Consider the following 12,669-nt stretch of genomic DNA (forward strand, 5'->3'; position numbering starts at 1 on the left):
CGTGCGCTATTCAGTTAGGCAGCCTGTGGAACGTGGCCGACCTCGGCTGCACGCCTTGAGAGACCGTGAGACCATGATGAGCGTCGTGACCAAGCCGAAGCTGGCGACCGAAGCCGACCGCGCGATCGGTAGCCGCATCGCGGCGCTCCGAGCCGCTCAAGGCCTCAGCCAGACGACTCTCGGTCATGCCATCGGGGTCAGCTTCCAGCAGGTCCAGAAATACGAGAAGGGCCGCAATCGCGTGGGTGCGAGCCGCCTGCAGATGATTGCCGACCTGCTCAAGGTCCCGGTGGAGACCTTCTTCGCCGACAAGGTGCCCGCTGAGGCTGGCACCGAATCTATCCAGGCCCTGTTCGACGACCCCGAAATCATGGATCTCGTGGCAGCATTCCGTTCGATCCCGGATCAGACCACGCGCAGCGGCGTCCTGTCGATCGTGAAAGCCGCCGCCGCCCTGCGGCAGGCCGGCGGCACCGGGAACTGATCCCACAACCACCCTGGCCGTCGATGCCGCGCCGTCACGCTCCTCACCCGAGCAGGCCGGCCACCTCGCGCTCGATGTGCTGGGCAATGTCGGGTGCGCCGGTCATCTCACCGAAGCTGCCGCGGGTCATCGGTCCGAACGCGTAAAGGCCCGGCTGCGGGCGGCCCGCCGGCCCGAGTACGCGGCTTCGGCGGTCGACGGCCAAGCCGAGACCGACCGTATCGAGGCAGGCCGTCCCATCGACCAGCAACGCGGCGACCAGCGGATTGCGCGCGACCTCACGTTCCGGGCCGGTGCACAGCACCACCGCGTCAAACTGCCGTCGCGTGATCGGGCCGTGTCGCGGGCGCAGCGTGGCTTCCAGACGCCCGTCCGCGTCACGATCGAGTCCGGCGAGGGCGGCTTGCTCCACGACGAGGCGCCCCTCGGCCCGCGCCCGTTCCAACGTCACTGCGATCTGTGGGGCGATGCGGAACCGGTGGACCTCCCAGAACGGCAGCAGGCGGCGGACGACGCGCCGCTTCTCGGCGGCCGGCAGCCCGCCCCAGAGATCGGGCAGCGCGGTGCGCAGGGAATCGACCACCGGGTGCCAGCCCAAGGCCGGATCGGCTTCCGCAATCTGCCGGCGGACCAGCTGCAGGAGGCCTAACGCGGTGGTTGGCGGCGAGGCGCCGACTACGTCGAGATCCATCCGGAACAACCCGTGGGCCTTCGGCAGGAGGCCCCGTCGCGACACCGCGGTGATCGGCCCGCGATGACCCGCAGCGCCGAGGCTCGTCACCACGTCGGCCATGGTCAGCCCCGTGCCGACAACCAGTACGGAGGCGTCCGCGCCGATCCCCGCGAGCGCGTCGGCCCTCCAGGGATCGGCCACGAAGCCCGCGGATTCCGCGACACCCGGCCCAAGCCGGCAGGGCAGGGCGGGTACCGCGTGGCCGAAGCACAGCGCGACGCGGTCGGCCATGATCGTCTCGCCGGATTCGGTGACGACGCGCCAAGCATCCTCCGCCGCCGCCACCGAGGCGGCCTTGGTGCGCAGGTGGCGCAGGTGGACGCGCTCGGCGGCCGCCGCCAGCGTCTCGGCCAGGACATCCGCGATGTAGGCACCGTACGCGGCGCGCGGCACGTAGGCGCCGCCGGCCTCATCCTGACTTGCGGCGTCGGGCAGGAAGTCGTTGGCGTGCAGCCACGCGGTGACGGCACCAGGCGTTTCGGCTGCGATGTCGAGGCGGTCGCTCGGCACGTTGATGCGGTGGCTACGGTCGCGGGTGCTGTAGGCGACCCCACGCCCGAGCTCGGCCCGGGGCTCCAGAATGACGAGGTCGAGCTGGACCGATGAGGCTCGCACGGCATGGATGGCGAGCACCGCGCCGGTGAAACCGCCGCCGACGATCGCGATGCGGAGCGGGCTTGATGTCGGTCGCGTCATCACGGCATGTCCCGGAGAAGTTCCGGGCACCTTCGATCAGGCAGGCCCCGTGTGTGCAACCCCAGCTTGATCGCTTACGAGTCCGGCCCGAACCGATAACGGTCGCGGCGACGTGGTCCGATATCGCCGGGATATGCCGTGCTGTTGCGCTGGGCGAACCTGCCGCCCTGTTCGCCGGGCCGGGGCTTCTTTTTCATCGGTTCGCCGCGCTCAGTTCGATGTTTCCCGTGAAACATCGGCAAGCCCTCCCCCGTCACCGATCGGGTATGCGGATCGGCTCCGGTCGCTCATGCGACCCCGGGTGCGAACTGGACGAAAGCCCCCGCGAAGGCCGCAACGCCTGATAACGCTCCGGCTGCCTGGTAGGCGAGTGCAGGTAATCGACGCTGCGTCAGGACCGTGCCCAGGACGGGAAGCGCGATCAGGTTCATCGCAACACCGGCCAGAACTGCCGCGGCCATGGCCCCGAGTGGAAGGTAGAGTACGGCCGTCAGCAGGGTCTGCACGGTGCCGAGGTCAGCGATCACCCGGATTCCGCCGCCAGCCAGGAAGCCGATGGCCGCAGCCGCGGTGATCGCCTCCCTGAGCCGCTCAGTGCCCTGGTGTGCCAGGCTCTCGTTGGCGGTCGTCTCCATCACGGTTCTCTCCCGAGCGTTCGACACCGAGCGTCGCCGATGGGAGACTCATTTACAATCAGGAGTTGTACTTACAACCGAAGCACACGTGGCAGATGGAAAGGCGGTTAACCCCAGCAACGGCCCGACCCTCATCGTCGGAAGCGAAGCGGCCGTCCGCAGTGCCTGACACCGGCCTCGGACGGCTGGCCCGTCCCATCCGCGAACCCGCACACCTGTACCAGCGAGCCGGCGGATCGGCGCATGATCCCTTCAATGGACCGAACCCAACTCCCCTCCGCGCGCGAGCGCCGAGGGGTCCCGTGTGGCTTTCCGCTATGCGTGCCGACCCAATAGATCAGGCGACAGATCGTGACCGCGGCTACCGGGCAGGGACAGCGGTGAACGTTTGCACTACCAGGCCGCCTGCAACCCTGCGGAGAAGACCTGGGCGGTGGCGTTGGGGCGGACCTCGCCGGTGTAGCTCACCGACAAAGACATGCCCTGCGCAACCGGGCAGGACAGGCTCACGCCGAGCACCGCCCCGTCCCGGGACAGCGCAGAGGTTCGGGTCGAGAACGGCACCCCGAACAGGCTCGAGCGCACCATCGCCGCGGTGTCGGCCAGCTCGTGCGCCCAGTACGCCCGGGCATCGAGGCGCAGCCCCGCGCCTGCATCCACCGCCACGCCGGCGATCCGGCCGCCCGCCAGGATCCGGGCACCGTCCAGCGTCGCCGTGGTGAAGGCCTGCTCGGCCAGACCGCCGTGCTCGGCGACCCGGCCGCGGCTCAGCCGGTCGTAGCTGAAGCCCAACTCGGGCACGACCTCGACCGGCAACCCGGTGCCGATCGCGTAGCCGGCGAACCCGGACAGGCTCACGTCGCCGCCCGCGGGTGCGCCGTGCGCCCGGGTCAGGTTCGAGCCGAGCGTCACCGTCCGGTCGACCCGGCCGTCGGCGTAGGCGCCCCCGGCCGTGCCGCGCAGGACGACGGCGCCGAGACGGGTGGTGCCGTACACCGTGCCGCCGTAGCCGTCGGCGCTGAACGAGCCGGGCGCGAACCCGGCCCCGCCGCTTCGGGAAGCCCCGGTCTCGCGCAGGTAGCTGAACGCGCCGCCCACCAGGGTGTCGCGCCCGATTTGGCGGTCGACGCCCAGCAGCAGGCCGCCGGCATCGAGGGTGGCCCCGCCGGCGGCGTGGTCGCCGCCGCGGCTGCCGAAGCCGTAGAGGGCGTCCGCCCAGATCCGGCCCTCGCCGGAGGCCAGCGGCTGGTCGGGGGCGCCCGCCCCACCGCGCAGGTCGATCGCGGTGCGGTTGGGCCCGAGCCCGGCACCGCCGGCGCTGAAGCTGGCGCCGCCGCCACCGCCGAGGCTCATGTGCCGGTCGATCGTGGCGGTGATCAGCCGGCGCGCCGTGAGGTCGGCCATCACGGCGTCGCCGTAGCTCTGGCCCGACAGGCTGGCAAGCCCGCCCGCCAGGGAGCCCGGCGCCGTCGCGTAGAGCGGATCGAAGAACCGCGCGCGCGCCGCGTCGGGCCGGGTGCCGGCGTCCGGCCGGGCCAGGTCGAGGGCCGCACCGACCGCCCGGGCATTGCCGGTCTGGGCCAGGCCCAGGGGCGCGAGGTTGCCGTAGGCGGTGGGCGTGACCACCAGGTCGAGGCCGGTTGCGCCATAGAGCGCATCGAAGCGCGTGGCCGCGGCCAAGCCGGCCGCCGGCTGGGCGAGCCCGCTGAACGACCCGCCGAGGCCCGCCTGCGCCACCAGCACCGAGAAGCGCTGGCCCAGCGCCGGCGTGAAGGCGTTGCCGGCATTGCCGGTGATCCCGCGCAAGCTCGGCACGAGGGTTCCGTTGGCCGCGACCGCCCCGCTCGGGCCGACCGCCAGCAGGCGGGAATAGTTGCCTGTGCCGGCGCCGGTGCCGAGGCCGTCGATGTCGATCCCGAACACGCTGCCGGGGGCGAAGCTCACCGGGCCGGCCACCGTCAGGGTGCCGGGCGAGTTGCCCGGCCGCAATGCGCCGGCCACCGCCACCGGGGCGGCGACCGTGCCGGTGCCGCGCAGGGTCCCGGCCGCCGCCACCGTGATCGGCGAGGTCCAAAAGCCGTTGAGCGACAGCGTGCCCGCCTGCACCGTGGTCGGTCCGGAGAAGCGACCTGTGCCGGTGAGGTTGAGCGTGCCGGTGCCGACCTTGGTCAGGCTGGTCGGGCTGGTGCCATCCAGGATGGTGCCGGCATACGTGGACGAGGCGGGGCCGCCGACCGTGAGCCGGCCGTTGCCCAGGACGGCCGTGGCCGATCCGGACAGGGCGGCCACGGTGTAGGCGCCGCCGCCGAGGTCGAGCGGGCCGGTGGTGGCGAGCGCGGTGATCCCGGTGATCGGGCCGGTGAAGACCAGGCTGCCGGTGTTGGTCAGGGCGCCGTTGATCTGTCCGGACAGGCGGGCGGTGCCGGTGTTCGACACGGGGCCGCTGAGGGCGCCGTCGCTGACGAGCAGGCCGTCATTGCCGATCTCGGCGGCCGAGAGGCTCGCCCCGGAGGCGACCGCGACCGTGCCGGCATTGCCAAGCGCACCGGCCAGCCCGTAGGCGCCGCCACCCGCCACCGACAGGGTGGCGCCCGCGGCGTTGGTGAAGGTGCCGTCGCTGGCGACCGTACCGGTGACCGCGAAGGTGCCGGCGGCGTTCCGGATCGCGCCGTCGACCCGCCCGGCGCTGGCGACCAGCGTGCCGGTGTTGGTCACGCCGCCTGAGACGGTGCCGCTGGTCGTGAGAATCCCGGCATTGGCGACGCCGCCGCCGATCGTGCCGGTGTTGGCCGTGTATCCGGCATTCGCCAGGCCGCCCGAGAGACTGCCGCTGGTGATGAGGGTTCCGGCGTTGCTCACGCCGCCCGCGATGGTACCGGTGTTGGCGGTGTAGCCGGTATTGGACAGTCCGCCGGAGAGGCTGCCGCTGGAGGCCAGCGTCCCGGCGTTGCTCACGCCGCCGGCGATGGTGCCGCTGTTGAGGGCGTACCCGGCATTGGCCAGGCCGCCGGAGATCGCTCCGCTGCTGGCGAGGAGGCCGGTATTGATCACGCCGCCCGAGATGGTGCCGCTGTTTGACGTGTATCCGGCATTGGCGAGGCCCCCCGAGAGCGTGCCGCTGGTGGCCAGGATACCCGCATTGATCACGCCGCCCGCGAGGGTGCCGGTGTTGGCGGTGTAGCCGGCGTTGGCCAGGCCGCCCGAGGCGGTGCCGGCGTTCAGGAAGTTGCCGGCCGTGCCGACGGTGATCGGCGCGACGAGGCTGCCGGTCGCCGTCAGCGCCAGGGTGCCCGCAGCCACGAAGGTGCTGCCGGTATAGGTGTTGGCCGCCGACAGGCTGGCCGTGCCGGGGCCGGTCTTGACCAGGGAGCCTGGCCCCGTTCCGTCGGTCATCACCCCCGCAAAGCTCGAGGTCCCGGTATCGATCTGCAGCGTGCCGGTGCTGTTGAGCGTCACCGGCCGGGCGGTGGCGAAGCCGTCGGCCAGGACTTCGAGCGTGCCGCCGCCGAACGCGAGCCCGCCAGTCGCCGCACCGAGGTTGCGGTCGGCCAGGACGCCGAGCACACCGCCGTTGATCGCAGTGCCGCCGGCGTAGCTGTTGGTGCCGGTGAGATCGAGGATGCCGGCCCCGGTCTTGATCAGGCCGCCGACGCCGGAAATGTCGTTGGCGAAGCGGCCGTAATAGCCCTGGGTGTCCACCGTCCAGGTCGCGGTGAACTGGCCCGGCCCATCGATCGCCTTGCCGAGATTAAGCAGGCCCCAGCCGAACACGGCGTTCGGTACGTCGGCGGGACCGTTGCCGAGATGGGTGGCGGTGGTGAACATCGTCTGGGCGATCTGCGGCGCCGTCAGGAACGGAAAGGCCTGGCGCAGCACCGCGGCCGCCCCGGCGACGTGCGGGGTTGCCATCGAGGTGCCGCTGATCGTGTTGTAGCTTTTGTCCAGATTCTCGGGCCAGGTCGAGTAGATGCCGACCCCCGGCGCCGCGATGCACCAGGAGGCGGTGACGCCGCACCAGTTGCTGAACGAAGCGATCTTGTTGTTGCGGTCGGTGGCCACGACGGACACGATCGATCCGGCGACCCCGGAGAAGTCGATCCGGCTCTGGTCCATCGGGCGACCCGCATCGTCGTAGAACTGGTAGATCTCGCTGTCGGCGTTGCCGGGCCGGATATACGGGTAGAGCGCCGCCCCGCTCGGGTTCAAGGAGATGACGGGCTGACTGATGCGGTCGTTGCCGGCCGCGAAGACGAGCAGCATGCCGCTGTCGGCCGCCCGCTTGATCGCGTCGTATTCTCGTTTCGTCTGACTGAATATATACTGCTGGAATTCCAGCTCGACATAGTCCGGATTGGGAATCACGTTCCCCTGGTTGTCCTTGATGTAGAGTTGCGGCAGCGCCGGCCCATAGCTGCCGTTCAAGACCCGCGCGCCCTGCTGGGTCGCATGGTCCATGGCCGCGGGACCATCGACCCGGAGATCCGGTATGGTCTTCCAGGCGCTGGCCGGCGGCAGAGTGTAGAGGGTCAGGATCGTGCTGTCGTAGGCGACGCCCATGGACCCGACGCCGTCTCGGGCCGCCCCGATCGTGCCGGACACATGCGTGCCGTGGCCCTGCACATCCTGGACGAAGGTCGGGTCGAACACTACGCCGGGCGCCGAGAAGACGTTTTCCGAGGCCGAGGAGATGCGGCCCGTGAATTCCGGATGGGTCCGGTCGATGCCGGTGTCGTAGACCGCCACCAGCACGCCGAGGCCGGTGAAGCCACGGGCGTAAGCGGTTGCGGCGTTGATCTGGGCGAGGCCCCAATCGGCCCGGTACTCGGGCGTGTCAAAATCCGAAGCCGTCAGGCCCAGGTCCGAGGGCGGGCGTCGCGCGAGGTTCTGGGCCGTCGCCGGCCCCAGGGCCGCCATCAGCGCGACGAGGGAGCAGCCCAGCATCAGGCCGCGCCGCGCCGGGCCGCGCCGACGGCCGGCCCGGTACGATCCCGGGGCAGGGTCGCTACGTTCGCCCACAGGCCCTATCGGGCCATGCTGGTCTGAGATGAAAAGCATCTGGTCCGTCTCGGAAGAGTCTAGCCATCGCCCTTAAGCGGATGCCTATTTCACAGGCTATGACATCTCGGCCACAGAATGCTGCGCAGGAGCGATTTGGCACTTCCTTCACCCTTTTTGAGATATGTTGCATCCAACGGGACCATGTGATGCGCGAACCCGATCGGGATCGACCGGCGCGAGAGCTTGCTGGAATGGTCCCGGCGAGAAATTATGGCGATAATCGACAATCAGCAGTGATTTAATCCATCTTTTATCAGATACGGCGTCGGAATATTGACGTAAATGCGAGAAAATAGGAAACATCGCGGTTCTGATATTATAAAACATCGGACCGTTGCGATCATCGGAGACGTGACCAGCCGACGCCAGGGCTCGGCCATCGCCGCGGAATCCGATGGCGGCGAACGGACATCCCGCGCAAGCGAATCGCCCGCAGCTCCGGCCCTCCGCTTCGCCCCGCCCGAGGATCCGGCCGCGCTGGGCCGGGCCTGGCAGGCGCATCTGGCGCCGGTCTTCGCGGTCAGCTTCGGACCCGAGACCGACCTCACCGTCCCGATCGCGATGCGCAGCTATCACCTCGGCGAGCTGCTGGTCGGCGACGTGATCGCGCCCGCGCACATCCTCGAACGGTCGCCGGAGATGATCCGCCAGCAGGGGCTCGACCACATCCTGCTGCAGTTCTACCGGCGTGGCCAAAGCCTCGTCGAGACGGACCACGACGCTGAGCCGGTCGGCGAGGTCCAGTGCATCGTGTTCGATCTGGCCCAGCCCGCGCGCATCGTCGCGGGCGCCGTCGACGCCACGAACGTCGTGATCCCGCGCGTCTTGCTCGAGAAGCAGGGCTGCCACCCCGACGCCCTGCACGGCCGGCCCCTGGACCACGACGGTGACCCGTTCGGGCGCCTGGTCCACAGTTTCGTCGCCAACGTCGTGGCCTGCGGCGACCGTCTGGACCAGCGCGAGGCCCTGGCGGCGGCCGCGGCGATCACCCAGCTCTGCGCGACCTGGCTGCGCGGCCGGGACGCGGGGAACCCTGTCCCGCACCAGGACGTGCGGATCCGGGTCCGCCGGTTCATCGAGGCCGAGCTCGGCAACCCGAAGCTCTCGCCGGCGCTGATCGCCGCGCGGCTCGGCCTGTCGCGCTCGACCCTGTACCGCGTGTTCGCGCCGAACGGCATCGTCAGCTACATCCGCGACCGTCGCCTGATGCACGCGATGCGGATGCTGGTCCGGGACGAGGCGCAGCCGGCGCGGGTCTCGCGGGTCGCCTTCGCGGTCGGCTTCTCGGACGAGCGCACCTTCCGGCGCGCCTTCAAGCGCCGGTTCGGCTTCATCCCGAGCGACGCCGCGCAGCGCCCGGGCCCCGGCCGGGGACCCGAACCCCTGTCGGTCCTGCAGACCTGGATCGAGAGCCTCTGAAGGGGCCGGCCCGCGCGCGGAACGCCCGGTCCGATCATCGGCCGGTCAGGCCGAGGGTCTCACAGAGGGCGCGTTTTTGGCGGGTGCAATCGGCAACAGGCCGTGGAGCGCCATGCCGATGAGCATCGCGGCGACGAACACCAGGACCGGCACCGCTCCCGTGGACAGGGCCGCCACCGCCGGGCCGGGACAGAAGCCCGAGAGTCCCCAGCCGATCCCGAACAGGGCGGCGCCGAGGAGCAGGGGCGCATCGATCCTGCGCCGGCCCGGCAGGTCGAAACGGGTATCCAGCACCGGGCCAGGAAGGCGCCGGCTCACGCCATAGCCGAGCCCCGACACCGTGACGGCACCCCCAAGTACGAAGACAAGGCTGGGATCCCATTCGCCCGCGACGTCGAGGAAGCCGCGCACGCGGGCCGGATCGAGCATGCCGGAGAGCGCCAGGCCGAGCCCGAAGGTGAGGCCGGCGGCCAGGGCCGCGAGGCTGCGCAGGGCCGCGCTCACGCCAGCACCCGGGTTGCGGCCACCGTCAGCATGCCGGTTGCGAGGAAGACCAGCACCGCCGCGAGCGAGCGCGGCGACAGACGGGCGAGGCCGCACACCCCGTGCCCGGATGTGCAACCGGAACCGAGCCGGGTCCCGAAGCCGACCAGCAGGCCGGCCAGGGCCAGGACCGGCAGGTTTGCTGCGATCCGCATCTCGGGCCAGCGCCCGGCCAGCAACGCGAAGGCCGGCGGCCCGAGGACCAGCCCGAGCAGGAAGGCGGCGTCGGCGAGCCAGCGCGCGCGCCCGGGCCGGCCGAGGCCTGCGACCAGGCCGCTGATCCCGGCGATCCGGCCGTTCAGCAGCAGGAGCATCGCGGCGGAGAGGCCGATCAGCAGGCCGCCCGCGAGCGGCGGGAGATAGGTGCTCATGCAGGTCTCGCTTCGGGTCTCGTGTCGCGACTCGAAGGCCGCCCCGGCAGCCCCCGACCATCGGGGTAGCGCCCGGGACGGCGCGGAACAAGCCTTGCCAAACGCTCTTGAGCCGGCAATTATCGATTACTTTCAGGCACTTAATGAAGATCGTGCTCTTTCAGGAGCAATCCGCGAACGAAACCTTCTCCTCAACGGCCGGGCAGGCGGAAGAGCTTTCCTGGAACGAGCCGGGACCTCGCCGGACCTGCTTCGGACTTCGAATCGGGCCGGCACGATCGGCTCCCGCAGCGACGACAGCGCGAAAGGTTCAGCGACGATGGCGCACGGTGATCAAGTGGTTTTCCAACGGCTCGACCTCGCGGAGATCCTGGGGATCTGGCGCCATGCGCGGGGGCGGATCGTCGGCATACACCGGCAGCACGGCCATTCGGCCACGGTCGACGTGAAGTTCGAAGGGCACGAGACGCTGGAGCACTACCTCGCCGACCTGTTCCAGCTGGTGCATTGATGGCGCCCGTCATCCAGAACCCCTGCAGGATCCGCCGGACGTGACGGCCTCGACCGCGATCCCGCCGCTGCGGGCCACCAGCCGCAGCAGCCTCGAGGGCGAGCTATGGGCGGAACTGCGCACCGAGGCGGAGGCCGTGCTCGTCGAGGAACCGCTCTATGCCGGGATCGTCCAGGCGACGATCCTGGATCAGCGCAGCCTCGCCCAGGCCTTGGCCTACCGGCTCGCCCACCGCCTGGGCGACGGCGACCTCGCGCGCCTGTCGATGCGCGACCTCTGCCTGTCCGCCTTCGAGGCCGACCCCCATGCCGGGGCCAACGCCGCGCGCGACCTGATCGCCATCCGCGAGCGGGATCCGACCTGCCGGCGCTACCTCGACCCGTTCCTGTTCTACAAGGGCCTGGCGGCGCTCGAAGCCTACCGGGTCGCCCACTGGCTCTGGCACCAGGGCCGCGCGACGCTCGGCCTGCATGTCCAGAGCCGCATCTCGGAGGTGTTCGGCTGCGATATCCACCCGGCCGCCCGGATCGGCTCGGGCGTATTCATCGACCACGCCACCGGGGTCGTGATCGGCGAGACCGCGGTGGTGGCCGACGACGTATCGATCCTCCAGTCGGTCACGCTGGGCGGCAACGGCAAGGAGAGCGGCGACCGGCACCCGAAGGTCGAGCGCGGGGTGCTGCTGAGCGTCGGGGCCAAGGTGCTCGGCAACATCCGCATCGGCGAGGGAGCCAAGGTCGCGGCCGCCGCGGTGGTGCTGCACGACGTGCCGCCACACACCACCGTGGCGGGCGTCCCGGCCCGGGTGGTGTCACGCCTTGCCGCGGGCGCCGAACAGCCGGCGCTGAGCATGGATCAGTCCTTCGGCTTCGGGGACGGGATCTGATCCCGGCCAGAAAAATTTTTCTCTCAGACGAGAATCGCCAATCCTGAAAGATTGGCGTTGCGATGAGAATATAATTCCATAATCTTGAGAATTTGCGCGCCCGTCATTCTACAATCGTAGCGCTACCGGGCGATTCATTCCACGAAGCGTCGGTAAATAAGAAAAATCGTTTCGTTGACCGCGTGTGGAATCCAAGCTTACCTTGGATTTGCTGGCTCGCTGAAGCAACGGGCAAGTGTCGCGCAGGCTGCTGACTGTGCGGATGCGCTAAAATGAGATCTTCTCAAAGGCGACACGGTCATCCGATCTTGTCGGAATCAACAAAACATTGTGCCCGACCTGCACGTCCTGCGCGGGAGCTCGCCAAGCCGTGGGTCGATGCGGCGCGCCTGCAATCGAGACGAAAGAGGACGAACGATGAGTGGACCGGGTCTGAGCGTGAGCGCCACGGCGGCACGCAATCTTGCGACAGCCACCGTCACGTCGGTCCAGAACGCGGCCAACACGCCGCGCTGGCTCCTCCGGCTCCTGCCCTTCGTGGATGTCGCGGGCGGCGTCTACCGCGTCAACCGGCGCGCCGTCGTGCTGGCCCAGCCCGGCCGCGTCGACCTCGTCACCGAGAACAAGGACCGGACGATCCGCTCCGCCTCGCTGCGGGCGGTGCCGCTGTTCAGCCGCCTGGGTGATGCCGAGCTGGCGAAGATCGCCGAGCGCTTCACCGAGAGCAAGCACAAGGCCGGCAAGATCATCCACGAGGAGGGCGCCGGCACCCGCACCCTGACCGTGGTGGCGGACGGCACGGTCGAGCTGACCTTCTCGGGCCCCTACAAGGGCCGCCTGCGCCAGGGTCTGGCGACCCGGGGCGATTATTTCGGTGACGGCGACCTCCTCGGCGCCGGCGCGCCCGCACCGGCCGTCAAGGCGCTCTCGGCGGTCACCCTGCTGACCCTGGATCCGGACGCCCTCGAGAGCGACGAGATCCGCGCTAAGATTGCGCAATACCGGGAGGAGCAGGAGCGGCTGAAGGGCCACACCAGCTCGCACGGCGAGCAGGGGATCGAGCTGCTGGCGGTCCAGACCGGCGAGCCGCGGCTGCCGACCACCTTCGTCGACTATGAATCGCATCCGCGCGAGTATCACCTGTCGACGATCCAGACGATCCTCAACACCCATACCCGCGTCACCGACCTCTACTCGAACGAGATCGATCAACTCCGCGAGCAGATCCGCCTCACCGTCGACGCGGTGAAGGAGCGCGAGGAGTGGGAGTTGCTCAACAACTCGCAGTTCGGCCTCCTGAACGAGGTCGGCCCGCGTCAGCGCATCCCCACCC

10 protein-coding genes are annotated in these 12,669 nt (G+C 69.8%); 5 read left to right on the forward strand and 5 right to left on the reverse strand.

Annotated features, from left to right (window positions below; all coding sequences use genetic code 11):
- The first annotated feature begins 76 nt into the window (after window positions 1-76).
- Entirely contained in the window at window positions 77-484 is a 408-nt protein-coding gene (locus FV242_RS18840; protein ID WP_246692770.1) for a helix-turn-helix domain-containing protein, read from the forward strand.
- 43 nt (window positions 485-527) lie between these two features.
- On the opposite strand, the gene FV242_RS18845 is transcribed toward FV242_RS18840, so the two are convergent.
- The 3 genes from FV242_RS18845 to FV242_RS18855 all read right to left on the reverse strand — a co-directional run bounded on the left by FV242_RS18845 (window position 528) and on the right by FV242_RS18855 (window position 7,564).
- Window positions 528-1,913, reverse strand: a complete 1,386-nt coding sequence (locus FV242_RS18845; RefSeq protein ID WP_147939972.1) for an FAD/NAD(P)-binding protein — start codon at window positions 1,911-1,913, stop codon at window positions 528-530.
- A 287-nt stretch (window positions 1,914-2,200) separates the two neighbouring features.
- Entirely contained in the window at window positions 2,201-2,551 is a 351-nt protein-coding gene (locus tag FV242_RS18850; protein ID WP_147939973.1) for a hypothetical protein, read from the reverse strand.
- Window positions 2,552-2,941: 390 nt separating this feature from the next.
- Window positions 2,942-7,564, reverse strand: a complete 4,623-nt coding sequence (locus FV242_RS18855) for a S8 family serine peptidase (protein ID WP_281407078.1) — start codon at window positions 7,562-7,564, stop codon at window positions 2,942-2,944.
- A gap of 393 nt (window positions 7,565-7,957) precedes the next feature.
- On the opposite strand from FV242_RS18855, the gene FV242_RS18860 reads away from it, so the two are divergent.
- The gene (locus FV242_RS18860; protein WP_246692771.1) at window positions 7,958-9,025 is read left to right on the forward strand and encodes a helix-turn-helix domain-containing protein; all 1,068 of its coding nucleotides are present in this window, start codon (window positions 7,958-7,960) and stop codon (window positions 9,023-9,025) included.
- Between the two features lie 45 nt (window positions 9,026-9,070).
- Here the strand turns inward: FV242_RS18860 and FV242_RS18865 are convergent, their stop codons facing one another.
- Together FV242_RS18865 and FV242_RS18870 are read right to left on the reverse strand one after the other, a co-directional pair.
- Window positions 9,071-9,529, reverse strand: a complete 459-nt coding sequence (locus tag FV242_RS18865; RefSeq protein ID WP_147939975.1) for a YeeE/YedE family protein — start codon at window positions 9,527-9,529, stop codon at window positions 9,071-9,073.
- Complete coding sequence (locus FV242_RS18870; RefSeq protein ID WP_147908567.1) at window positions 9,526-9,939, reverse strand: YeeE/YedE family protein; 414 nt, start codon at window positions 9,937-9,939, stop codon at window positions 9,526-9,528. Before FV242_RS18870 ends, FV242_RS18865 begins: the two co-directional genes overlap by 4 nt.
- A gap of 319 nt (window positions 9,940-10,258) precedes the next feature.
- Between FV242_RS18870 and FV242_RS18875 the strand changes: the two genes are divergently transcribed.
- The 3 genes from FV242_RS18875 to FV242_RS18885 form a co-directional block, all read left to right on the forward strand.
- The gene (locus FV242_RS18875; protein ID WP_147857105.1) at window positions 10,259-10,450 is read left to right on the forward strand and encodes a hypothetical protein; all 192 of its coding nucleotides are present in this window, start codon (window positions 10,259-10,261) and stop codon (window positions 10,448-10,450) included.
- Between the two features lie 40 nt (window positions 10,451-10,490).
- The gene (gene cysE, locus FV242_RS18880; protein ID WP_147939976.1) at window positions 10,491-11,336 is read left to right on the forward strand and encodes a serine O-acetyltransferase; all 846 of its coding nucleotides are present in this window, start codon (window positions 10,491-10,493) and stop codon (window positions 11,334-11,336) included.
- 417 nt (window positions 11,337-11,753) lie between these two features.
- A partial coding sequence (locus tag FV242_RS18885) for a cyclic nucleotide-binding domain-containing protein (RefSeq protein ID WP_147939977.1) occupies window positions 11,754-12,669 on the forward strand: 916 nt, incomplete at its 3' end.

Source organism: Methylobacterium sp. WL64 (genome assembly GCF_008039945.1).
GTDB lineage: Bacteria > Pseudomonadota > Alphaproteobacteria > Rhizobiales > Beijerinckiaceae > Methylobacterium.

Excerpts from the sequence above, each read along its gene's own strand:
- FV242_RS18840 (WP_246692770.1), top strand. The coding sequence starts at position 77 with ATGAGCGTCGTGACCAAGCCGAAGCTGGCGACCGAAGCCGACCGCGCG.
- FV242_RS18870 (WP_147908567.1), bottom strand. The coding sequence starts at position 9,939 with ATGAGCACCTATCTCCCGCCGCTCGCGGGCGGCCTGCTGATCGGCCTC.
- FV242_RS18845 (WP_147939972.1), bottom strand. The coding sequence starts at position 1,913 with ATGACGCGACCGACATCAAGCCCGCTCCGCATCGCGATCGTCGGCGGC.
- FV242_RS18875 (WP_147857105.1), top strand. The coding sequence starts at position 10,259 with ATGGCGCACGGTGATCAAGTGGTTTTCCAACGGCTCGACCTCGCGGAG.